At 37.5% G+C, this 23,468-nt stretch carries 29 protein-coding genes and 1 pseudogene; 25 read left to right on the top strand and 5 right to left on the bottom strand.

Annotated features, from left to right (window positions below; translation table 11 throughout):
- The first annotated feature begins 107 nt into the window (after positions 1 to 107).
- The 6 genes from fdhA (at position 108) to NST59_RS12140 (ending at position 6,635) form a co-directional block, all read left to right on the top strand.
- Entirely contained in the window at positions 108 to 1,322 is a 1,215-nt protein-coding gene (fdhA, locus tag NST59_RS12165; RefSeq protein WP_024423097.1) for a formaldehyde dehydrogenase, glutathione-independent, read from the top strand.
- A gap of 86 nt (positions 1,323 to 1,408) precedes the next feature.
- A complete protein-coding gene (locus NST59_RS12160; RefSeq protein ID WP_106025823.1) occupies positions 1,409 to 2,182 on the top strand; it encodes a class I SAM-dependent methyltransferase in 774 nt (257 codons plus the stop codon).
- A gap of 44 nt (positions 2,183 to 2,226) precedes the next feature.
- Positions 2,227 to 2,976 carry a glucose 1-dehydrogenase gene (locus tag NST59_RS12155; protein WP_144464272.1) on the top strand — a complete coding sequence of 250 codons (750 nt, stop codon included), beginning with the start codon at positions 2,227 to 2,229 and terminating at the stop codon, positions 2,974 to 2,976.
- Between the two features lie 371 nt (positions 2,977 to 3,347).
- The gene (locus NST59_RS12150) at positions 3,348 to 4,568 is read left to right on the top strand and encodes an MFS transporter (protein WP_247544500.1); all 1,221 of its coding nucleotides are present in this window, start codon (positions 3,348 to 3,350) and stop codon (positions 4,566 to 4,568) included.
- Between the two features lie 70 nt (positions 4,569 to 4,638).
- A complete protein-coding gene (locus NST59_RS12145; protein WP_047201964.1) occupies positions 4,639 to 5,679 on the top strand; it encodes a 2,3-butanediol dehydrogenase in 1,041 nt (346 codons plus the stop codon).
- Positions 5,680 to 5,804: 125 nt separating this feature from the next.
- Positions 5,805 to 6,635 (top strand): manganese catalase family protein, encoded by an 831-nt coding sequence (locus NST59_RS12140; protein ID WP_144490358.1) that lies wholly within the window; start codon positions 5,805 to 5,807, stop codon positions 6,633 to 6,635.
- Positions 6,636 to 6,671: 36 nt separating this feature from the next.
- On the opposite strand, the gene NST59_RS12135 is transcribed toward NST59_RS12140, so the two are convergent.
- Genes NST59_RS12135 through NST59_RS12120 form a run of 4 tightly spaced genes read right to left on the bottom strand, consistent with a single transcriptional unit; the run spans position 6,672 to position 9,715 of the window.
- Positions 6,672 to 7,385, bottom strand: coding sequence for an amino acid ABC transporter permease (locus NST59_RS12135; protein ID WP_144490357.1), 714 nt, complete (start codon positions 7,383 to 7,385; stop codon positions 6,672 to 6,674).
- A 13-nt stretch (positions 7,386 to 7,398) separates the two neighbouring features.
- The gene (locus tag NST59_RS12130) at positions 7,399 to 8,097 is read right to left on the bottom strand and encodes an amino acid ABC transporter permease (RefSeq protein ID WP_039180205.1); all 699 of its coding nucleotides are present in this window, start codon (positions 8,095 to 8,097) and stop codon (positions 7,399 to 7,401) included.
- Positions 8,094 to 8,954 (bottom strand): amino acid ABC transporter substrate-binding protein, encoded by an 861-nt coding sequence (locus NST59_RS12125; protein ID WP_039180202.1) that lies wholly within the window; start codon positions 8,952 to 8,954, stop codon positions 8,094 to 8,096. The genes NST59_RS12130 and NST59_RS12125 overlap by 4 nt, the downstream gene beginning before the upstream one ends.
- A complete protein-coding gene (locus NST59_RS12120; protein ID WP_059374701.1) occupies positions 8,951 to 9,715 on the bottom strand; it encodes an amino acid ABC transporter ATP-binding protein in 765 nt (254 codons plus the stop codon). Before NST59_RS12120 ends, NST59_RS12125 begins: the two co-directional genes overlap by 4 nt.
- A gap of 144 nt (positions 9,716 to 9,859) precedes the next feature.
- On the opposite strand from NST59_RS12120, the gene NST59_RS12115 reads away from it, so the two are divergent.
- Positions 9,860 to 11,023: an acyl-CoA dehydrogenase family protein gene (locus tag NST59_RS12115; RefSeq protein WP_144490356.1), complete on the top strand. Its 1,164-nt coding sequence runs from the start codon at positions 9,860 to 9,862 to the stop codon at positions 11,021 to 11,023.
- 125 nt (positions 11,024 to 11,148) lie between these two features.
- Positions 11,149 to 11,937, top strand: a complete 789-nt coding sequence (gene blaBPU, locus NST59_RS12110; RefSeq protein WP_144490355.1) for a BPU family class D beta-lactamase — start codon at positions 11,149 to 11,151, stop codon at positions 11,935 to 11,937.
- 42 nt (positions 11,938 to 11,979) lie between these two features.
- Here blaBPU and cyoE read toward each other — a convergent pair whose 3' ends face one another.
- The gene (cyoE, locus tag NST59_RS12105; protein WP_126681550.1) at positions 11,980 to 12,885 is read right to left on the bottom strand and encodes a heme o synthase; all 906 of its coding nucleotides are present in this window, start codon (positions 12,883 to 12,885) and stop codon (positions 11,980 to 11,982) included.
- 129 nt (positions 12,886 to 13,014) lie between these two features.
- Between cyoE and NST59_RS12100 the strand changes: the two genes are divergently transcribed.
- From NST59_RS12100 to NST59_RS12020, 17 genes and pseudogenes are all read left to right on the top strand, one after another.
- Positions 13,015 to 13,617, top strand: coding sequence for a TetR/AcrR family transcriptional regulator (locus tag NST59_RS12100; protein WP_039180192.1), 603 nt, complete (start codon positions 13,015 to 13,017; stop codon positions 13,615 to 13,617).
- Positions 13,618 to 14,335: 718 nt separating this feature from the next.
- Positions 14,336 to 14,704, top strand: coding sequence for a hypothetical protein (locus NST59_RS12095; RefSeq protein WP_039180189.1), 369 nt, complete (start codon positions 14,336 to 14,338; stop codon positions 14,702 to 14,704).
- A gap of 196 nt (positions 14,705 to 14,900) precedes the next feature.
- Positions 14,901 to 15,749: a hypothetical protein gene (locus NST59_RS12090; RefSeq protein ID WP_039180187.1), complete on the top strand. Its 849-nt coding sequence runs from the start codon at positions 14,901 to 14,903 to the stop codon at positions 15,747 to 15,749.
- An 84-nt stretch (positions 15,750 to 15,833) separates the two neighbouring features.
- Positions 15,834 to 16,292 carry a hypothetical protein gene (locus NST59_RS12085; protein WP_039180184.1) on the top strand — a complete coding sequence of 153 codons (459 nt, stop codon included), beginning with the start codon at positions 15,834 to 15,836 and terminating at the stop codon, positions 16,290 to 16,292.
- Positions 16,293 to 16,448: 156 nt separating this feature from the next.
- A complete protein-coding gene (locus NST59_RS12080; protein WP_039180183.1) occupies positions 16,449 to 17,105 on the top strand; it encodes a hypothetical protein in 657 nt (218 codons plus the stop codon).
- 66 nt (positions 17,106 to 17,171) lie between these two features.
- Entirely contained in the window at positions 17,172 to 17,930 is a 759-nt protein-coding gene (locus NST59_RS12075; protein ID WP_039180180.1) for a hypothetical protein, read from the top strand.
- Between the two features lie 55 nt (positions 17,931 to 17,985).
- The gene (locus NST59_RS12070) at positions 17,986 to 18,228 is read left to right on the top strand and encodes a hypothetical protein (RefSeq protein WP_039180177.1); all 243 of its coding nucleotides are present in this window, start codon (positions 17,986 to 17,988) and stop codon (positions 18,226 to 18,228) included.
- Positions 18,229 to 18,294: 66 nt separating this feature from the next.
- The gene (locus tag NST59_RS12065) at positions 18,295 to 18,975 is read left to right on the top strand and encodes a hypothetical protein (RefSeq protein WP_039180174.1); all 681 of its coding nucleotides are present in this window, start codon (positions 18,295 to 18,297) and stop codon (positions 18,973 to 18,975) included.
- Positions 18,976 to 19,024: 49 nt separating this feature from the next.
- On the top strand, positions 19,025 to 19,408 hold the full coding sequence (locus tag NST59_RS12060; RefSeq protein WP_084096414.1) for a DUF2750 domain-containing protein: 384 nt from the start codon (positions 19,025 to 19,027) through the stop codon (positions 19,406 to 19,408).
- A gap of 24 nt (positions 19,409 to 19,432) precedes the next feature.
- A complete protein-coding gene (locus NST59_RS12055; RefSeq protein ID WP_341040632.1) occupies positions 19,433 to 20,077 on the top strand; it encodes a hypothetical protein in 645 nt (214 codons plus the stop codon).
- Positions 20,078 to 20,117: 40 nt separating this feature from the next.
- Positions 20,118 to 20,726: a hypothetical protein gene (locus tag NST59_RS12050; protein WP_039180169.1), complete on the top strand. Its 609-nt coding sequence runs from the start codon at positions 20,118 to 20,120 to the stop codon at positions 20,724 to 20,726.
- Between the two features lie 23 nt (positions 20,727 to 20,749).
- Positions 20,750 to 21,433, top strand: a complete 684-nt coding sequence (locus NST59_RS12045) for a DUF7003 family protein (RefSeq protein ID WP_039180166.1) — start codon at positions 20,750 to 20,752, stop codon at positions 21,431 to 21,433.
- Between the two features lie 39 nt (positions 21,434 to 21,472).
- Positions 21,473 to 21,949, top strand: coding sequence for a hypothetical protein (locus NST59_RS12040; protein WP_039180163.1), 477 nt, complete (start codon positions 21,473 to 21,475; stop codon positions 21,947 to 21,949).
- Positions 21,950 to 21,996: 47 nt separating this feature from the next.
- Positions 21,997 to 22,395 carry a YxiG family protein gene (locus NST59_RS12035; protein ID WP_039180160.1) on the top strand — a complete coding sequence of 133 codons (399 nt, stop codon included), beginning with the start codon at positions 21,997 to 21,999 and terminating at the stop codon, positions 22,393 to 22,395.
- A 57-nt stretch (positions 22,396 to 22,452) separates the two neighbouring features.
- Positions 22,453 to 22,800 (top strand): YxiJ family protein, encoded by a 348-nt coding sequence (locus NST59_RS12030; protein WP_039180157.1) that lies wholly within the window; start codon positions 22,453 to 22,455, stop codon positions 22,798 to 22,800.
- Between the two features lie 18 nt (positions 22,801 to 22,818).
- The gene (locus NST59_RS12025) at positions 22,819 to 23,001 is read left to right on the top strand and encodes a hypothetical protein (RefSeq protein ID WP_039180154.1); all 183 of its coding nucleotides are present in this window, start codon (positions 22,819 to 22,821) and stop codon (positions 22,999 to 23,001) included.
- A pseudogene (locus tag NST59_RS12020) lies at positions 22,992 to 23,309 on the top strand (penicillin-binding transpeptidase domain-containing protein); the annotation flags it as partial. The gene NST59_RS12025 and the pseudogene NST59_RS12020, both read left to right, overlap by 10 nt.
- Positions 23,310 to 23,468 lie beyond the last annotated feature (159 nt).

Raw genomic sequence — 23,468 nt, 5'->3', positions numbered from 1 at the left:
GTACCTCCTTCTTTTTCACATAATGTGCGGTTTGAAGAAGGAAATTGCTTTAGAAATAGAGAAAATTGTAGAGACTTCATTTTTAAACAAAAGGGAGGAATGAAATCATGTCGGGAAACAAAGGTGTCGTTTATAAAGGAGCAGGAAAAGTAGCAGTTGAGGATATTGGATACCCTGATTTGGTCTTAAAAGATGGCCCGGGTGTACCTAAAGCCAATGTGGGGCGCAAATGTGAGCATGGCGTCATTTTAAAAGTAGTGACGACGAATATTTGCGGAAGTGATCAGCACATGGTAAGAGGGCGTACGACTGCACCTGAAGGACTTGTCCTTGGTCATGAAATTACAGGTGAAGTCGTTGAAGTTGGGCGAGATGTGGAATTTATTCAAAAAGGAGATCTCGTGTCCGTTCCGTTTAATATTGCATGCGGACGCTGCGTCATGTGTAAGGAACAAAAGACCCATGTGTGCTTAAATGTAAACCCGGACCGTCCAGGCTCTGCCTATGGATATGTAGATATGGGCGGATGGGTTGGCGGTCAATCCGAGTATGTCATGGTTCCATATGCAGATTTTCAGCTGCTCAAATTTCCAGACAAAGATCAAGCGATGGAAAAAATCCTTGATCTGACAATGCTTTCCGATATTTTCCCGACAGGTTTTCATGGTGCTTATACGGCAGGAGTAAAGCCTGGTTCGACCGTATATATTGCAGGTGCTGGCCCAGTAGGTCTTGCAGCAGCCCATTCGGCTCAGCTTCTTGGCGCATCTGCTGTGATTGTTGGAGATCTGAATGAGCAAAGACTGGAGCAGGCAAGAAGCTTCGGCTGCGAGACGATCAATTTACGAAAACATGATCGAATCGGCGAACAAATTACGAATATTTTAGGGGAGCCAGAAGTCGATTGTGCTGTCGATTGTGTTGGCTTTGAAGCTTCGGGTCATGGAGATCAGGGAGAAGCACCAGCGACCGTTTTAAATACAATTATGGATATTACTAAAGTTGGCGGCAAGCTTGGAATTCCAGGGCTTTACGTCACAGAAGATCCAGGAGCAGTGGATGCCGATGCAAAAGTCGGTTCTCTGAAAGTGCGAATTGGACTTGGCTGGGCGAAAGCTCATACCTTTGTGACAGGTCAAACCCCTGTTATGCAATATCATCGCAGTCTAATGAAATCCATTTTAAGCGGAAGAGCACAGATCGCCAAAGCCGTCAATGCGACCGTCATTGACCTTGATCAAGCTCCTAAAGGATATAGTGACTTTGATTCGGGTGTGGCGAAGAAATTTGTGATTGACCCGCACGGGATGCTTTCTCGATAAACTTTTAACATGAAAGGAGCCGCTCAATAAAATGGGACGGCTCTTTATTGTGGAAAATCCAATCTATTTCAAAGGGGAGGAATCAGATGAATACAGATCAAGCCAAAAGAAGAGTTATAGAACAATTTGGGAGAAATGCAGAAAAGTATGTGACGAGTCAAACTCATGCAAAGGGAGCAGACCTAGATCTAATTGTTGAATGGGCAGCTCCAGAAGAAAGCTGGGTCGTTCTCGATATAGCAACTGGTGGCGGGCATACCGCAAAAACACTGGCTCCATATGTGAAACAAGTGTTTGCGACGGATTTAACGAAAGAAATGCTTTCTCATACATCACTTCATTTAAAAGCGTATCCACAAATTTTTTATGTAGTAGCGGATGCAGAGAGCCTTCCTTTTTTAGATGGCACATTTGATATGGTCACATGCCGAATTGCAGCACACCATTTCCCGCACCCTGAACAGTTTGCCAAAGAGGCATCTCGTGTATTAAAGTCAAATGGTCTGTTTTTCTTTATTGATAATGTTTCGCCAAATGATGAAGAGCTTGCACTATTTATCAATGAGCTAGAACGATTGAGAGACCCAAGTCATGTCTCCTGTCTATCGACAAAACAATGGGGGAAATTGTTTTTAGAAGAGGGATTAAAAGAAGTGAGATCAATGGAACGAAAAAAACGTTATCCTTTTCAGGAATGGGTCAAGCGAACAACGAAAAATTTAAAGGAAGAAGAGATTGTTACAGAATACTTGTTAGATGCTAACGAGAAAATAAAGCAATATTATAGATTGAAAATGACAGAGGATCAAATAGAATCAATAGAGGTAGATGACTGGATTGCTCTTTTCAGGAAAGGGTAAAAGTAAATCATTCAAACCAGTCATAGAAAGGAATCAATCAAATGCTGAATTTTAAAGGAAAAACCGTCATCATCACAGGCGCAGCCAATGGAATTGGTGAAGCGATCGCCTGCGGCTATGCAAAAGAAGGGGCGCGTGTGATGCTTGCGGATATAGATGAAGAGAAGGGGAAGCGTTTGGAGGAGCAGCTGAGAAAAGAGTCCTATGAAGTTTATTTTATCAAAACGGATGTGAAACAGGAGAAGGATATTCAGCGCTTAATGTCGTTTGCAGTGGAGCGCTGCAAAACGATTGATATTCTCATCAATAATGCAGGCGTCATGTGCACAGCATCGCCTTATGAGTTAACAGTCGATGAGTGGGATCATGTCCTGCATACAAACGTAAGAGGGACTTTCTTATGTGCTAGAGAAGCAGCGCGTTATATGAAAGAGAATCCAAAAGGCGGTTCCATTGTGAACATTTCATCTACCCGTGCGACCATGTCAGAGCCTCATACGGAAGCTTATGCTGCATCAAAAGGCGGGATTTCCGCGCTTACTCATGCCTTGGCGGTTTCTTTTAGTCAGGATCACATTACGGTGAATAGCATTTCCCCTGGGTGGATTGAAACGAAGGATGAGAAAAGTCTTCGAGAAGTTGACCATCAGCAGCATCTTTCCAATCGAGTCGGCACGCCAAAGGATATTGTGAAAGCTTGTTTTTATTTAACAGATGAAGACAATCAATTTGTGACCGGTACAGATTTGGTTGTTGATGGTGGCATGACTAGAAAAATGATTTATGCGGATTAACATAAAAAAACATTGACGCTTTGATCGAGCGGCAGTACAATATATAACAATTCAGCTGAAGATCGTGATGAAAAAAAGACACAGCGCCAATAGAGAAGAGTACATCATAGCTGCCCCACACAGAGAACTCCGTGAAGCTGAGAAGGAGCTGGGAAGCATGATGGAACCAAGCCTCTTAGCTCTGCACCGGATTCTCTCGGATGGTGGTGCAGCGAATTTCTCCCGTTACAGAGAAGGGTGAATGATCACCCGCTAAGGTTCATCTGGCAACAGATGAATGAACTGAGGTGGCAACGCGGAGTAAATCCCGTCCTCAAGACAGAAATGTCTTGGGGGCGGGATTTTTTTTATGACAAATAGGGGGGACAATGATGAAAAAACATTGGCGGGATATGAGTATTTTGCTTGGAGCCATCGGGATCGCAAACATAGGAGAATGGATTTATATGATTGCCCTCCATCTGCTTATTTTTCAAGAAACGGGCTCTGTACTTGCTGTAACAGCAGTTTATTTGCTAAGACCGGCAGCTTCTCTTTTGACCAATAGCTGGTCTGGCAGTTTGATTGACAGGCTGAATCAGCGGAATGTGATGATCAGTTTAGATATTACCCGTGCTTTGCTCATTGCATGCATCCCTTTTGCCTTATTTTCAGGACATCTGCTCATCCTGTATGTCATGGTGTTTTTCATACAGATGGCACAAGCGATGTTTCATCCAGCGTCGATGGTGTATATGACAGGACTCATCCCGGCCGATAACCGAAAACGGTTTAATGCCATTCGCTCTTTATTACAATCCGGTGGATTTTTACTTGGACCCGCAGCAGCAGGTCTACTTTTTCTCATCGGGACGCCTGTTCTTTCAATTTATGTAAATGCGTTCTGCCTTTTGATATCTGCTCTGTTAACGATGTGTTTACCGAATTTGCTCAAAACAGATGCTGGCCAAAAGGGGTTTTCCCTTTCAATGTTAAAAGAGGATGCAAAGCTTGTTCTGCGATTTAGTCTGACGTCACGCCAGATCATGGCGGTATATTTATTATTTAGTGCGGCGATATCGGTCCTTCCTACGGCCATTGACTCACTTGAAACAGCCTTTGCAAAAGAAGTACTGATGCTGACTGATACCCAATATGGCCTTCTTGTTAGTGTGGCTGGAGCAGGCATCATCGCAGGGGCAAGTCTTAATTCGGTCATTGTCGAAAGGCTGTCAGTTTCGCTGATGCTTGGAATCGGCAGTTTGTTTGTGGCGTTTGGCTATCTTATTTATGCATTTTCCAGCACCCTATTTGCAGCCGCTGTTGGATTTTTTGTTTTAGCCTTCTTTTTAGCTTTTGCGAATACAGGTTTTATGACGTTCTATCAAACAAATATCCCAGTAGAGTTGATGGGGAGGATAGCCAGCTTTTATGCTTTCATTGAAGCCATTTTGACAATAGCCATGACAGGAATATTCGGCGGGCTCGCTCATGTTTTATCAATCAGAATGTCCGTCATCATTGGGTGTATATGTATGCTTCTTATCTGTCTATTGCTATGTTTTGTCATCTTTCGTCCATTGACTGTCAAAAAAATAGTGCATCCTACTTAGAAAATTAAAAAAATTATGTTATCATTATTTAAGTAAGTTAATTAAATTGATGAGAAAAGGAGTCTTACAAATGAAAGCACTACGCTGGCACGATCAAAAGGACATTCGACTAGAGGAAATTGACGAACCAACAGTTGCTCCAGGTAAAGTGAAACTGAAAGTAAAATGGTGCGGCATTTGTGGTAGTGATTTACATGAATATTTAGGCGGACCGATCTTCATTCCTGTGAATGAACCTCATCCACTTACAAAAGAAAAAGCACCAGTTACGCTGGGACACGAGTTCTCTGGGGAAGTTGTTGAAGTAGGAGAAGGCGTGAGCAATTACAAAGTAGGCGATCGAGTGGTTGTTGAACCTATTTTTGCAACTCACGGGCATCAAGGTGCTTATAACTTAGATGAAAACATGGGCTTTTTAGGACTTGCCGGAGGCGGCGGTGGATTCTCTGAATATGTATCAGTTGATGAAGAATTACTTCATTTATTACCAGACGAAATCTCCTATGAGCAAGGCGCGCTTGTTGAGCCTTCTGCAGTTGCTTTATATGCGGTACGTTCTAGTAAAGTACAAGCTGGGGATACAGCGGCTGTGTTTGGCTGCGGACCAATTGGTTTACTTGTCATTGAAGCATTAAAAGCAGCTGGTGCTACTGATATTTATGCAGTTGAATTATCGAAAGAACGCCAAGAGAAAGCAAAAGAGCTTGGAGCGATCATTGTAGATCCTTCTCAATATGAAGATGTTGTTCAAGAAATCGCAAGCCGTACAAACGGTGGCGTCGATGTATCTTTTGAAGTGACAGGTGTACCTGTTGTATTGAAGCAAGCAATCCAATCAACTAGAATTTCAGGTGAAACAGTCATTGTGAGCATTTGGGAAAAAGGCGCAGAAATTATGCCGAATGATATCGTCATCAAAGAACGTACAGTAAAAGGAATTATCGGCTACAGAGACGTATTCCCATCTGTATTAAACTTAATGAGAAAAGGCTATTTCTCTGCAGACACACTCGTCACGAAAAAAATCAAGCTGGACGATGTGATCGAGGATGGCTTCCATGCATTAATCAATGAAAAAGATCAAGTGAAAATTTTAGTCAGTGCTGAATAAGTAAGATAACAAAGGGAATGGCATAAGCCATTCTCTTTTTTTATGTGATCAGGTCATTTCATAAAGAGAGCTGCGGTTGAATAGTGATAATTGAAAAGATGTTTCATGATAAGGGAGATGACATCATGTTTTATCACATCAAAGAATTGCAATATGAAGCAAAGCCCTCAAAACCTGATCCGCTTTACGCGAAAAAGCTGCAAGAAGTATTAGGCGGTCAATATGGTGAAATTAGTGTGATGATGCAATATTTATTTCAAGGCTTTAATTGCCGGGCAGACCAAAAATATAGGGATTTATTATTTGATATTGGTACAGAGGAAATTGGTCATGTCGAAATGCTGGCGACAATGATCGCTCGTCTACTTGATAAAGCACCGGTAAAAGAACAGGAACAGGCGTATCAAAGTGATCCAGCACTTGCGGCTGTTATGGGCGGAATGAATCCGCAGCATGCAATTGTTGCCGGCTTAGGGGCGATGGCAGCGGATAGTCAAGGGTATCCGTGGAATGCCAAGTATATCATTGCAAGCGGAAATTTAATGGCGGATTTCAGAGCCAATTTAAATGCAGAATCACAGGGGAGACTTCAGGTCACAAGGCTTTACGAGATGACAGATGACCGCGGCGTCAAAGATATGCTTTCCTTCCTCATTGCTCGTGATACATATCATCAAAATATGTGGCTTGCAGCAATTAAGGAATTAGAAGAGCGAGAAGGGGATGTCGTCGTACCAACCACTTTCCCTCGTTCACTAGAAAAACAGCAAGTATCCTATGATTTGTTTAACTTCTCAAGAGGGGAAGAAAGCAAGGAAGGCAGATGGGCACATGGCCGCAGCATGGATGGAAAAGGAGAGTTCAGATATATTTCTTCACCTGTCGTATTCGGCTCAGCACCAAAGCTCAATCCCGCACCAAAAGAACTGTTTAACACACCAAAAAAGGGTGAATAAAAAAAGTCGATCAGGTTTTTGTGCCTGATCGACTTTTTAACGTCCGAGAGTTCTGCCGTACACGCTGACACGTTTCTCTAATAATGCAAAAGCTAATTCAAAGAAAATGCTCAGCAGCCAATAGATCAAAGCAGAGACGAGATAAGTTTCTAAAAACTGATAGCCGTCATTTGCAATGATCCGGGAAATACCCATGATTTCGAGTACCCCAATTGTAAACGAAAGAGATGTCGCTTTTAATAGCTGAACGAGCTGATTGCCTAGGTTCGGTAAGGCCACAACAAATGCCTGCGGCAAAATAATGCGAAGCATCGCCTGCCTTGTGGTCATGCCTACAATTTTTGCCGCTTCCAGCTGCCCTTTGTCTACTGCAAGAAGTGCACTTCGGACCACCTCTGTTAAATGGGCGGCTGAATGCAGGCTGAAGGTAATGAGGGCAACAGCTAATGGGGAGACCATGTCCGGGTGAAAGGTCAGCCCGAATGTGCCGCTCATGCTAGTTAGAACAAAAGGAAGCCCATAAAAGAAAGCAAACAGTTGAACAATTAGAGGCGTACCTCTAAAAAAGGAGACGTAGAGCGTGACCAGCTGCCTGAGTACAGGGATGCGAAAGAGACGAATAAAAGCAAAAACAGATCCGATCACAAGACTCACAGCCATAGAAACTAGTGCAATTAATAAGGTGAAAGGAACGCCTTTTAGAATATGAGGTACTTGGTCAATCGCAAATTGAATATCAATGGTTTGCATCTAAATCGCCTCCTTAACGTGACAGGCTGGTGCGGCCTTTTACAAATTTCTTTTCAAGCAGCATGGTGACTAGTTCAATGCTCATACAAATGAGCCAGTACACAATCGCAATGATTACATACACTTCAAACATGCCGATTCCATAGTTATTTCCTAAGATGATCTTCACCTGTCCCATAATATCGATGAGCCCGATCGTAAAGGCAATCGCCGTGTCTTTCACAAGATCAATGGTGTAATTTCCGAGGTTTGGTAGGGCAATGAGAAAGGCCTGCGGGATAATGATCCTGATCAAGGCCTGTGTATCTGTCATCCCAACAATGTAGGCGGCTTCCAGTTGATCTTTTCCAACTGATGAATACGCACTGCGAAAAACTTCAGATAAATAAGCACCCGTATGTAAAGAGAACGTCATCATCACAAATAACACACGATCCCAATGGTTGATTTGAATTCCTGCCACAAGTAAAAGCTGAGGCAGTCCAAAATAAATTAAGAATAACTGAACAATTAATGGCGTACTTCGTGTAAAAGATAAATAGACAACAGCCAATTGCTTCAGCACTGGGATTTGCTTAATACGAATGCATGCAAATAAAAGCCCTATCAAGATGGCAAAAAACAATGACACTACAATAATGAGAAAAGTGAGTGGCAGGCGTTCAAGCACCTGTAAAAAGATCCGCAGCCAATCTCCAGCTGTAAACGTCATGACGCTTCCTTCCTTTCTTCATATTGATAGCCTTGCTCTGAGATGTAGTCAATATCTTGAAAGAAATCAACCCCAAACCACTTTTTCGCAAGCTTAGGCAATGTTCCATCATCAATCATCTCTTGTGTAACCCGGTCCAAATCTGCTGCAAGCTGTTTTTGACTTGGCTGTAAGACAAGATAGATCGGCTCCTTTGACACGATCCCGCCCACTTTGACCTTCAGGTTCAGATGCTTTTGAATGGTATCAAAGGTCGAAATATTCATAAAGGCCGCATCGGACCTTCCGCTTTCAACGCGCTTTAAGTTGAGTTCATTTGAAGGGCTCTCAATGGTTGTCAGCGGAATATCTGGATCATGTTCTTCATTATATTGATTTAATATGGAACGCAATCCGCCGCTAGGACTTACAGGAGCCAGCTTTTTAGATGTCATATCGTCAAGCGATTGAATATCCTGGTTTGATTCATTCACAATTAAACCTGTCATCGAATAGCCGTACGGAACCTTAGGATAAAGAAACCGCTTTTCGCGTTCAGGGTTACTGAAAAACCAATTAGCTGCCATTTCAAACTTCCCAGCGCCAACACCAATAAGATTGGATTCTTCCTCGCCAAAGATGTAATCAAAATGGATGTGCGGAAGTCTTTTTTCCACTTCATTTAAATAATCAATGTTATAGCCAATCGGTTCGTTTCGGTCATTTGTCGCTAAAAAGGGTGGATTGACCTCTGCACTCAGTGCGACTTTCACAATTTGTTTCCCATCATCTGTTGTTGTTTTTACACTGCTGCAGCCAATCAAAGAGAGGAGAAACAGAAGGACACCAGATGTCATGAATGCTGTCTTTTGCTTCATATGTCTTCCTCCGATCCTTGCCACATTCCGCGATGAATTCTGGATAAAAATTGTTTCGTTCGTTCATGCTGAGGCTTCATCAGAACATCTTCTGGTGAGCCTTTTTCAACAATTTCCCCATCTGCCATAAAGATCACCGTATCCGCTACGTCCTTTGCAAAGGAAATTTCATGCGTCACAATGACCATCGTCATCCCTTGGCTTGCAATATCCTTGATCATTTCAAGGATTTCTCCAACCATCTCTGGGTCCAGTGCGGACGTTGGTTCATCAAACAGAAGCACCGCAGGATTCATCGCAAGAGCGCGGGCAATTCCAATCCGCTGCTGCTGCCCGCCAGATAGTTCACTCGGAAATGCATCCTTTTTATGAAGCAGTCCAATCCGCGTTAAAAATTGCTCTCCAACCTTTTCTGCTTCTTTCTTAGACATGTTTTGAGACACAATCAATCCCTCTGTAATATTTTCAAGTGCCCGTTTATTTTGAAACAAGTGATAATGCTGAAATACCATGGAAGATTGCTGCCTTAGTTTTAAAAGATCTTTTTTATGATATCGTTCAAATTGAATCGTGGCTTCTCCAACAGTCAGCTTTCCTTTGTCTGGAATGTCGAGGCTGTTTAAACTGCGGAGAAGTGTTGTTTTTCCTGATCCGCTCGGTCCAATAATTGCGACCACTTCACCTTCTTGTACGGAAAAATCAATGCCTTTTAACACATGGGTCTGCCCATAAGATTTATGTAGATTAGTAGCTGAGATCATAAAAGCATCACGTTCCTTTGACAGATGTACTTAATATTGATAAAATTTAACACATTAAATCCTATAAGTAAAGTGTGTTTTATTCATTCCAATTGGAAAAATGAGATATCATAGATTGTGAGAAACAGAGGAGTTGGATACATTTTGTCTAAAGCATTATTTGTCGATACCGATTTTCAAAAAACATGGCTCAATCAGCTGGAATCTCTTCGTGAAACGATCGAACAAAACGCAAAAAAACATGATGAAGGCGCTTATTTTCCTAAAAAGAATATCGAATCATTAGTAAACATGGGATATACAACCCTGTCTCTTCCCACTGAATATGGAGGCGGAGGTCAATCTGTAACAGATATGGTTCTATTTCAAGAAACGCTTGGGAGCATGGACGGAGCAACTGCCTTATCGATCGGCTGGCACCAAGGAGTTGTAGGTGAAATTTATGAAAAGAAACTATGGAATGAGAAACAGCTGCAATTCTTTGCGGAAGAAGTGAAGAAGGGCGCCCTTGTCAACCGCGCTGTGAGTGAGGCGCAGACCGGCAGCCCAACAAGAGGCGGCAAGCCTGGAACAACAGCAATTAAATCAGGTGATCGCTGGGTGATCAATGGACGTAAAATTTTCACAACGATGTCACCAGCTCTCACATACTTTTTAGTCGGCGTATGGATTGAAGAAAAAGAAGCGATGGGATTCTTCTTAATTCACCGTGATACGAAAGGTGTTTCTATAGAAGAAACATGGGATGTTGTCGGCATGAGAGGAACAGAAAGCCATGATTTAATCCTAGACCAAGTGGAAGTCCCAGATGACATGCTTGTTGAAGTGCAAAAAGGACCTCGAGGCGGTACATTAAACCCTTGGATCGCACATATTCCTTCCTGCTATTTAGGGATTGCGCAAGCCGCAAGAGATTATGCTGTTCAATATGCCATTACCCATTCACCGAACAGTATTAGCGGAACGATTAGTGACCTGCCAAATGTCCAAACACTGATTGGCGAAATTGATTTACTACTAAAGCAAGCACGCCACGTCATCTATTCAACGACAACATTGTATGAGCAGCCTGAGAAAAGAGAGCTGTTAATCAATGAATTCGGTGCAGTGAAGCATACAGTCGTCAATCATAGTCTGCAGGTGGTTGATAAAGCCATGCGTTTAGTCGGTGCAAAAAGTTTGAGTCTTGGCTGTCCGCTGCAGCGTTACTATCGAGATATTCGTGCTGGGCTCCATAACCCGCCAATGGATGATATGACGATTTCAAAAATCGCGAAGCAGGCCATTGAAGAGAAAAAAGAAAGCTAATATGATCAGAAAGCCGGATGAAACCGGCTTTTTTTATTTGGCAGAAAAGAGGACAAGCGTACCTTATGTCTCATCGCTCAGGCATGCTACAATCGATACAAATCATGGGAAAAGGAGCGATTTTTTTGAAGAAAAAGCATATGAAATGGTTGGTTTCTTCCATTATGCTGATGGCACTTTGTATCGGTCAGCCGTCATCAAGTGAGGGAACATCACCAGCATGGTCAGTAGATGAATTCTTGAAAGACAGGGAAGGCACATTTGTGATACAAGAAGTAAAAGAAAAATCTCCATGGGTGTATAACAAAAAAAGAGCGAATCAGCGCTTTGCCCCACAATCAACATTTAAAGTGGCAAATGCCCTCATCGGCCTCCAAACCGGCGTGGTGAGAGATGAATATGACATCAAATATTGGGACGGAGTAAAAAGAGAAATTGATAACTGGAATAAGGATCATACACTGGGCTCTGGCATGAGAGATTCAGTCGTCTGGTACTATCAAGCCATGGCGCGTGACATCGGGGAAGAACGCATGAGCCATTGGGTGAAAGCCATTCACTATGGGAATGAAGACATATCTGGCGGAATCGATCAATTTTGGTTAAGCAGTTCGTTGCGCATTTCTCCAATAGAACAAGTCCATTTCCTCAAACAGCTATATGAAGAAAGTCTCCCATTTGACCTATCTGTCATGAGAACGGTCAAACGAATGATGATCCAAAAAGAAGAGAAACATGCCACCCTATACGGAAAAACAGGCTCCGGCTCAGGCATCGGCTGGTACGTAGGCTTCATCAAACATGAAAACAAAACCTACATCTTCGCCACAAATATCGAAGGCACCGGACTAGAAGCAAAAGAAATCACCTATCGTATTTTGGAGAAATATCATTTGATTGAAGCATCCGTTTAGGATGCTTTTTATGGTTATCTACACAACTAAGGTTTGAATAAATCAAAAAATTTGACGAATAAGAGTATAGATAATGACCGTTGAATAAAGAGTTGTCATATAAATTAGTGAATAGACAAACATAAATGATGCCCACTTCTCTGAATTCATTCGTTTGTAACCTAAAATACTTAAACAAATCCATATAAAACCTAGAAAAAAAGACATAAGCACAAGCCCTATGCTTAAAGAACGGAAAAGAAAACTGCTTAAGGTTATTGCTAAGATATAAAGATTGGTTTGCAAGTATGTTCTTTTCATTCCTTTTACAACAGGTAGCATGGGAATGTTTGCTGCCTTGTATTCATTTTGCTTTCTAATAGCTATTGAGTAAAAATGCGGCATCTGCCAAATAATTGTAATGAAAAATAACCCCAGAATAGCTGGGTGTGAGATGTCTGGTGAAATAGCCGTCCAACCAATGAGAGGCGGCATTGCCCCAGAAATGCTACCAATTTCTGTGTTGTAAACGGTTTTTCTTTTACTCCACATTGTATAAGGGAAAATATAAAAAAGTAAACCAATCAATCCTATAATAGCTGCTAGATAGGTTGTAAATGCTAAAAAAATCAATCCTAAAATAGACATTAAGATACTAAGCCATAGAACTTTTTTAAGATTGACTTCTCCTGTTACAGTAGGTCTGTTTTTTGTTCTATTCATCACGGAATCTATGTCCCTATCATACAAATTGTTTAAAGCTCCAGCAGCACCAATTAATAAAATTGAACCTGCAAATGCAAATAGTATCTCAATAGATTTATGAAGGATGTCAATTTGATAAGTGTATAATGCCAAGGTTAAGCCAGCACACATTGGGATTAAATTTGATGTAATAATCCCTGATTTAACTGTTTGAGCGATTATGTCCCTTTTCGTTTTGTGAATTTTTTTCCCCATCTTTCGCATTGTTTTGCTCCTTTTCCATAGCGATTAATTGTTTATGCTGTACATCAAGATATATACCATATAGAATTTATATACTAATTGGTATATTAATTCTATATGGTATGATTGTCAAGATAAGGAGGTAAAGGAATGATTAGACAAAGAAAAACGCAAAATGAAAGGAAAGATGAAACACGGAAATTACTCATAAATTCTGCAGTTGAGAATTTCGCCAAGTATGGTTTTCATGGGGTCTCCATTGATAAATTGGCAGAATATGCAGGATTTAGCAAAGGGGCCTTTTATGCGCATTTCCATTCAAAGGAAGAGATATTTCTGGCTCTATTGGAACAACAAATGCAATTACATGTTAAAAAAATCAATGCTTTATTAGCAGAACAGCCTTCTCTTTTACACTTTCCAGAAAAAATGAATCAAATGTCTATTCAAAATTGTGAAGAAAATCGGACGTGGAGCCTGCTTAATATGGAATTTCTTTTGTATTCAATGAGAAATGAGGAAGTAAGGTGTCAGTGGTCAAATATGATCCTACAATCGGTAAAACAAATCTCTCAATCCATTGAGAATTTAATAGAAAAAGAGAACCTTACATCTACTCTTTCACCTGAAGAAATGGCATGGACAATTCTCTCATTGGAAAATGGTATTGCAATATTTCACTATATTAGTCATGACCATATACCAATTGATTTATTAGAAAAATCTCTAAAAAAAATAATTTCCTTTAAATAAAAATGAAGGTTCTTCAGATTTTAATATGGAGGAGAAATCTGATTGGACTGAAATTTACGTTTCAGTAGACGATGATCGATTTTAGGATATATTGGTTCTTTTGAGTGGGATTGATTTGAAGGATTCACCTAATTTCTAGGTACACTGAATTTTAGAAGAAGTAAAGGCTCCTGTACAATTCACTACGGAATTACTGAAATTGAAGTTGAATCATCTGGTCAATCTGTTATGAAGAAGAGTCAAAGTTTAATGGAAGAGTTCAACTCAAGAAAAAAGAGAAGCTGTAAAAGAAAAGGTTATCTAAGATGAAGGTCAGCAGATAAAGTTAGATATTATTGAATACGATTTTTTATATCCAGAAGATGATTTGTTTTTAAAATCCGTATCTCGATATATGGATTTGTGTATAAGGGAAAACTGATTTTTAGCCATTCTGTAATAAGATAGTATTTGAATCAACAATACATTTGGATGTAAACAAACGATATTCATACTTAAACAAGAAAACTACTGATTGCGAAGAGAATTGGGTATTAAGAATGGTATAAAGGAGAAATCAACTGTAATAAATGATAAGTTCGGCCGTAAGAAATATCGAGTCGATCACTCTGATCATGGAATGCCAAAAGACCATTCAAAACCACATCTTTATGAATTATAAAAGTTACTATGGGCATAGAGGTAAGGAAAAAACATATCATTTTTGGAGGTGAATGAAATGGATTGGTATTTAGATAGTAAAATTCAAAAATATATAAGAGATTTTAATGTAATCCATTTAATGCAATTAAACGAATTTCGTTATTACAAAGATTATAATGAAGCCTATGAAAGAATAAAGTCAATCGAATTAAACATACCGTATAAAAACTCAAAAGAAAATTTTGAAATACATCTTAAGTTTATAAATGTTATATCTATTGAAATAAAAGATTTAGACTTTCATGAAGAGTCGATATTAAGTTTTAACATATCAAAACTTAACAAAGGTTGGGAAAGATTAAACTATTTAGTTGAAGATTTCGAAGAAGAGACCTTTAAATTCTATTGTGAAGATTATAAAGTTCTTAGTGTCTTAAAAGTGTGAAGTATTAGTACTGTGCAACTAACCTCGAGGACTGGAAAGCCTGGAGCTGGGAATAAACCAAGATCAACAGTTTATGAGAAAACCTATAAAAAACATGTTGATGTCAATGGGAAAGGAAAAAACAAAGAGAGTTAGAGTGGTAGTCCAAAAAGATGGTACTCTAAGAACAAGATTTTCATATTAGGAGTTGAGATGATTGATAAGTGAAATAACTACAGAGAAAGTAATTGATTGTCCAAAAGAAGATCTAATTTATTTTAATGTTGGAAGAGATGAGAAAATATATATGGTATTTCTTATTGATGATCAACTAATACTTCAAGTAGTCAAGGATCATAGTATTATAATGAATAAATCATTAAATGAACTTGATTCTGATAGCTATATTTATTTAATACAAGAAATAAACGATACCATTGTCATTGTGTTTGAACAAGATGATATATGTAAAATAAATTTTTTAGATTTAAAACAAAATAATATGGTAGAAATATGTTCTTTTTTACTAAGTGTTAATACATTTCATCTGGATGAAAACGGATTATTATGGATTGGTATCTCAGAAGAGGGGATATTTGATGAATTAAACCCTAAGGGTAAAGGAATTTACTGTATGAACTTAATTATAGGAGAAGTGTTATTTGAGGAAGAGTTTAAAGGGATAATGTATGAATGCTCTTCAATACAAACTCTAGGTTCAGAACTATACACTAGCTATGAAGAAGAGCAAACAATTGTTATTTCAACTTTTTCTTATGATTTAAACCCTGATAATCAGTCATGTCAAAAAAAGAAAATGTACCACCTAGATAGAAAAGAATACAGGTACTGTGACCAACTATATGTTTCTGAGAGTCAAATCTTGTTATTTAATAATATGGAACATAAACAGTATGCTTTTAAAATAGTTGACGATAAAACGTTTATAATGAAATTATTTTTAGATGGAATTGATCCCTCACAGTGTGATCCTACTTACAAAGTAGTTGAAGGATATCTTTATATCTTTGTAGAAAATAAGCTGTATAAAAGTAAACTAATGTAGTAGTAATAATGTCATGAATTACTTTTAGTATTAGTTTAAATAACCCTCTCTAAGAATAGGAAGGGTTTTATACTGGAGGAAAAGTTGAAGAAAGTTAAATTAAACACGATGACCAAAGAATCTATCGCAGATATTGAAAAAGAAATAACAAATATCGCACTGAATCTAGTAAAAGAAAAACAAGCAAAATTTAAAGATTTAGATTTAACGATCAATGCTGAATTTGGACGATTCGTATATGGAAAAAAATCTAGAGGGAGAGAAATTCAAGTCTCAGATTGTTTTACAGCAGGATATCATTCATCCATATATTTTTCAGTAGATTATCTAAATGGCGAAGAGTTTCATGATGGTGAAGAAGGTGATCAAGGTTACTGTATAGACCATCTCGATATTTGGATTTGTGTATCGAATAATCTCGTGAGCAAAAAAGGATATTTAATAGATTTTGAAAATGAATCAGATTTGCGGGGAATGATTATACCATTAATTGATGAATTGTATAAAGAAGCAACAGAAATTCTTCAAACCCTAAGCAGTTAGGATTTTTTTAACCGGTCTAAAAGGGAGAGAAATGGTGCTAAGATAGGAACAAGATAAGGTAGAGCATTTGCAGTAAAGAAAGCAAGTAAAGGAAAAAGAATGAGCAAACCATTCAAAGCCATGATGAATAAAATCTTATTAGGAGGCTTATAAAGAGTGCATTTGAAAAATATACAATTAATGTCAGATGATGATCATGGAATTTTAGCTAGCCAATCCCTTTGTATGACTGAAATGTTTTTATACGAATTAGAAAAGAGATTACAAACGAAAGATTGTGAGGCCATTGTTTTGATTTGTGGCTCTTTTAAAGACTACAAATTAATTAGTACCTCAAAAGAAGAACCTAACATGTTATTTTTAAAAAATACGTATGAGCTAGAAGTACCTTTTTGTTACAGTGAATTTGGAAATGCAACAAATAAGAAAAAGATCTTAGCAGATACTTTGGAAAAAGCGATGCTCTATCTGTGTGAACTGAAAAATTGGGACAGTCAGTTAGTCAAAGCGACATTTAAGAAAATGAAAGAGAAGGAATATAAAGCGGAGATTAAAGGGAAAACAAAACTAAGTCCCGATAAAAAAAAGAAAGCTTACCCACTTATCAAATTAGATTTAAAGCAGTTTACTCTTTATCTTGTAGTTGAAGACAATAAAAGAAATATTTTAGATAAAAAATTAATTGCTGAAACCGATACTTATTTAGAAGAAGTTTCATACCACATGCGAGAGCTCAAATGGCTAACGGATCATGAAGCGGCACTATTCAAACGTACACATAAAACTGTTTATACAAGTATACGATTATCGTGATAAAGCCAAATGAGAATAACATAACACTTGTGAAAATCTAGAACGCAAAAAGGGGGATGTTTTTCTATGGGTTTTTGGGAAGAAGAACATAAGAAAAAGAACATCATCATCGGTGATGACGGATTAGATATTTTTGAAGAAGCGATTGAACAATTTTATGAAATGACTGAGGAACATTTGGAAAGAAAGCCAACGATTGATGAGATGCTTTTGACAATCATGACGGTCTTAAATAACGGAGGCAGTCACTATTTTGATGATTTAAATGAGAAAGAAGTAACGGACATTAAAATAGCAACTAAAAAAGCAAAAACTTTAAGTAAAGTAGAACCGGGAGCTATTATTGAACTCCCGTTAGAAGAAGTTGGAAAATTGAGCTATGCTTTGATCATTTCGGGTGAGGGGAAAAATCAATATGATGATATTTTAATCCAATACTATGATTTATTTGTTGATGACAGAATAGAAAAAAGTGAGTTAAAACAATTGATAAAAAAAGAGAAGGGGCTATTTGTTGCAAATACAGGCCTGACAGGCTTTTTAAATGGTTTATGGAAAGTCATCACAAAAATAAATCAAGATTTTATAAAAGAAGATGATCTTCAAAATCTGAAATTCGTGACATATAGAGATGAAAATTATTACGTAAGCGAGGGAAAAGAAGGTTCCATTGCACCTGTTATGGACTTAGAGGTTGCTGACCCAAAAACGGCTAAAATGATATTTAACCCGATTGGTATACTTGGTGAATACACTATTATAAGCATTCTTTCTTTATATTTTAAAGGTATGTCAATGGAGGATATTATCAAATATGAAATATAGGCAGCTTACAGCGTGAAGTGAATTTTGGAAAAATTACATATAAAGGATGTAATTAATGGACGAACCCAAAATGCTAGACTGTTTAAATAAAATACGAAAAGTCTTAGAGGGGACGATGACCAGAGAACAAATTTCTGATTGGGTTGAAGTTTACGTTTCTGCAGACGATCCAGAAATAGACGATGATCAAGTTTGGGATATGTTGGTTCTTTTGAGTGGAATTAATTTGAAAGATTCACCTAATTCTTACTTACATTCTGTAGATGATTTGAATGACTGGTTAGAAAAATACAAATAGTTCCTATAGATCATCTTGTTATATTCTTATGGCTTTGCCTTAATTTAAATAAAAGGAGTAAATTTTATGCCTGAAACAGTTATCGCAATTCCAGGATTTTGGTCACATCATTTAAAAGAACTCGAAGAATTGAATGATTATATATATGTTAATCATCGAATCATACATAAACGAACTGGAACTGATTACGAACTTGAAGTAGTGGATCATATTGATCAATTAAGCGAGACTTTCCTTCCAAATGAACAATTCAATTCAGAAGAACTTAAACAAATAGATACGCATCAAACATGCTTGTATATCATTGGGATGACTGAATCCTTAGAAGAAATAAACGCGCTTGTGCAAGTTACTACGGATTTACTAAAGATTGATGGCATGGCGATAAAAGTTGAATCATCAGGTCGTTCTTTTATGAAGAAGACATGGCAAAGTTTAATAGAAGAGTTCAATCCTTATCAATATATGACTTCTATTGTTCAAGAAAGTGATGTTATATATGTGACAAGTGGTTTTCAACAATTTGGAGAGCCGGAAATGATGTTTGAAGGGTTTCATGCTGATGAAATAGAGCGGTACTTTTTAAACTGGATAAACAAATCTATTCAAGAAAAAAGAGAAGCTTTAAAAGAAAAGGTTATCTATGATGAAGGTCAGCAGATAAAGTTAGATCTTATTGAATACGATTTTTATCCCGAAGATGATTTGTTTTACAATCCATATGGAGTCGTCGTCTTCAATAAGTAATGTCTAAAATCAAGCCGTTACAGTAGATCAATAGATAAGGAGTGACGCGATGTCCATGCATCCGAAAGAATTAGAAACCACCGTCCAATTACCTGCGAAAAAGCGTTATGACTACTTCATTAAAAAGATTGTTGATTTTGAAGAAGTATGGTCATTAAGAAACGAGAAGGGATGGGTGATGTCAGAGGATGAATATGGTGTACCACAGCTTCATTTTTGGCCGACAGAGGATCATGCAGCTTATTGTGCGATCGACCAATGGGAAAAATCAGTGCCAGGAATGATTGATTTAGATGATTTGATAGAAGAGTGGCTACCCGGAATGATAGCAGATGGAATCAATCCGTCGATTTTCTATAATCGAAATGATTCGGTTTCAATTGAAATTCATACATTAAAAAAAGATATAGAGGAAGAATTAAAAAACTACTAGTTCAACAAGAGTGGAGGTAGTTATTTGAAACGGCTTGAAGACTTATTTATTCGTTCAGAAAAAGAATTCGAATTGTATCAGAATTTAGTAGATCATGTGTTTGACACAAATAAAGAGCTGCCACAACAAGTCTTCCGTAAGACATTTGATTGTTTTTTGTTTCAAGAGTTTGATTGGGCATTGAGTGATGATATTTTACCAACCATAAAAGAGTTATCAACTGTTACACAAGATAGAGAATTTTTGACTGCAGTCCTTCAACCAGATCCAACCAAATATTATTTGAAGGAATTTGGTTATTATAATTGGCTGAAAGCGAATGTAAACATTTCAAGTGAGGATTATGTAAATGCACTATGGGCGCATCCAAAAGAGTCTATAGCAGATGATATCATAACGAATTCGTACATAGTGGTCTGGTTATCGCATTCTTTGCAGTGGGCGATTTGGGCAGATAGAGATATGGAAATTTGTATCATAGGAATGGTATCAACAAAAGATTCTGTGAAAAATAGGTTATTAAAAGAAGGGTGGAAACCAATGGATCACCCTGTTTTAGCAAATTGGTTTGAAGGATTATTGAAGGATCAAAAAACATTCAATGACTATTACACTCAAATGCTTTCTATTATGCGTCATGTTACAAGCGTTGAAATGGAGTATCAATGACTGATGATAGACTTACCCGAAGATATGAAAGGAGCGTAAAGTGAAACATTTGTTTATATCCGATCCAAAAGAATTTGAACATGTTTTATCGTTTGTTCATTCGCTCGTTCACAGGAGAAAAACATTCCCTTATCAAGTGTTGCAAACGAACCCCCCTCATTATTTATTCGAAGAATTCCATTGGTTGTTATCAGATGATAGCTGGGAAATGTTAAAAGGTTTAGCTTTGAATCATCATGATGACTATATACTCATGGCTGTATTAGATGAGCAGAAGAGTATGGATGATTATTATCATGATTTTGGTTATTATCCTTGGGTGAAAATCCCGTTAAACCTCACACCAAGTGATTACCTCGATCTCTTAACGGATTATCCGATAGAGAGTGTAAATGATAGCATAATGGATATTGCTTCACGTGTGATATGGTTTTCCCCTTCTGCGAAATGGATCATTTATGGCGAAAGAAGTTATGAGATAGGAGTACTAGCAGTTCATCAATTAGAACAAATGAATAAACAATTGTTAAAAACGTGGAGAACTTTAGATGAGATTGTATTAGGTTGGATTTCAGTTGTATTTCCGAATCAAAAACTTCCTGATGATTTTAGAAAAGAACTGATTCGGAATTATACAAACGTAGAATGAAATAACTTCATAAGGAGGAAGACATGAATCAAATAGACAATGTGTTATCTATACTAGATGAGTCTTTCCTAAATAAAGAGTTTCCTCTATTAGATAATGGGAACTTTGATTTTGCCAAAGGGAAGCTTGCTCTATTTATTAGAGAGGAAAATTGGCTGATCACGATTCAATTATTCGGTTTATCGAAGGTAGGACCGGCTATTGATTTTTTTGCTATTGGTCATGAGTTGAAGAATGGATCAATCAATTTTTTATTGGATGAGCTTTTTGATTTCGTGGATCATCATCATGAAATAATAGATGAAGGTGAGATAGAACCTGGGTTCACAAAGCATCCTTTACGAATTAAATTAAATGGAGACTATTTTAATATTCAAATACCAGAGTCATGCCAAGCTAATGTAACAGAAGAAAATGAATGGATTACTTTGTTAAGAGAAATAGCTAAACACCGAGATTTACTGGATAGATTATGGATGACAGATCAAGAACAATTTGACATCGTTCAGCATGTATATGATAAACCGCTTTATACAACTGAATCATGGTTTCATCCAGAAACGGATGGTCAACTACCTAGTCAATCTTCTTTTTTTCAATCGATTGCTAAGAGTTTGATCTATCAAGATCCAACATTCATTGTCAATGTAAACACGAACACTGACTGGAAATTATGGTCTGATTTTGATACTGTAGAATATTTTTAGTTTCGTCTGATGTTTTAAATTGATGAGGTGGAGCAAGTAATGAGAATCGTATTAGCAAAAGAAAAAGATTTATTCGAAGTAAATGAATTAATAAAGAAAATCAATTTAAACGTAGAAGAGTATAACTGGGTCATAAGCGATGTGACACTCACAATGCTTCATGATTGGAATAATCAATTTCATTCAGAAGTCATGCCGGATTATACGGATTTTTTATTTCTGAAGGGTGAACATTTTAAAAAATTCTTACATGACTATTCTTATTCTTTTATTTTCGCTGTTTTGACCGCATTGCCTCGTCATGTAGATCATTTGAATATCAGTTCAATACCTCAAATTGAAGATAATGAACGATATTGGAATGTGAATTATACACCCGTTATCCCTCAAGCCGTGTTTGAAATCGGTTTTTTTGATTCGACAGATGTTATTTTTACGGGAGATCAAAATATCTTAAGCGAATTTCGAAAAAAAGCGGACTTTATTTCATTTGAAGAATATTTACAAACTCTGTGACATGATAAGAATAGAGTTCATCCTGAAAAAATAGGAGAGTGAATGAGATGTTTAATAGTGTACAAAAATGGATCGATTATCTAGATGGTGGTTGTAATGTACTTGGAGTCACATTTGATTTGTTTCATAAAGAATTAATACTGAGCGTAAAAGTATCAGAATTAAATAAAGTTACTCAACATGAATTGCGATTTATGAATGTGGCGAGTTTTTATTATAATGGGGGTGAAGGTAATGATAGATTTGAAGAATTGATACAAGAAGAGATGAATTGGCAAATTTTCGAATGCAGCTACCATCCTCAAGGGATAGGGAACCTTAAAAATGTACTTCTTGAAGAATTTGATTCAAATGCAAATTTTCTATTTAACATCAATGGGATGTTACTCGCAATAGAATCGAAAAACGTATGTTTTGATTCACAAGAATTTATTTGCAGTGTATAGGAAGATCTCATTAGCTCCTAAATAAGAATTAAAAACAATGAGAGAATGGGGAAATCCATGAAAATCAGCCGTGATAAACAAGATTTATTCGATGATGTAAAACAACGTTATCAATACTTATTAGATTCTGCTTATCCAGATGAAATCATCTTTTTTGAAGAAGAAACTGGTATGTACTCAGATGATTTTTATATGTTTTTTTCACTTGTTGCAGGCAGCTTAAGTTATGTGGTCGATCATAAACGAATACCGAAAAAACAGTTAAACGTGCTGCGTCAGTCATTTGAAGAGCAATATCCCCAAATCAAATCGTATCAACAGATCCTTGAGTCATATCCTTTATTGCATTCCTATGTTCAATACCATGAAGAAACAAGAAAACAAATCATTGCACTTATACAATAACCTCTTGGAGGACAAACGATGACATGGTTTTTAGATGAAAAAGTCCAGAAACAAATCCCTGATTTCAATATCAACCATCTAAAGCAAATCAATGAATTTCACTACTTTAAAGAGTATAATGAACATTACGACTTGATCAACTGTATTCATCTACACATCCCATACGAATCTGCAACCCATAAAGCAGACATTTTTGGTTAAGCAGTACCTTGCGAATTTCTCCTCTCGAACAAGTTCGTTTTCTCAAACAGCTATATGAAGAGACTCTTCCATTTGACCTAAAGAACATGAGAACAGTCAAACGAATGATGATACAAGAAGAAGAGAAACATGCCACCCTATACGGAAAAACAGGCTCCGGCTCAGGCATCGGCTGGTACGTAGGCTTCATCAAACATAAAAACAAAACCTACATCTTCGCCACAAATATCGAAGGCACAGGACTAGAAGCAAAAGAAATCACCTATCGTATTTTGAAAAAATATCATTTGATTGAAGCATCCGTGTAGGGTGCTTTTTTATATGAAAAAGGAGATATATTGATAAGTTGATGATATATGGGTTAGTTTGAAAGGATGATATATTTATAGAAATATATTGAAGTTTCATTTCAAATATATTATTATATATGGCGTAATGTTACAAATGTTACAAATATATGATAAGGA

This window comes from Bacillus sp. FSL R5-0439 (genome assembly GCF_038008805.1).
GTDB lineage: Bacteria > Bacillota > Bacilli > Bacillales > Bacillaceae > Bacillus > Bacillus safensis.
The sequence above is the reverse complement of the archived record's forward strand: the minus strand, read 5'-3'. Positions and strand labels throughout refer to the sequence as shown.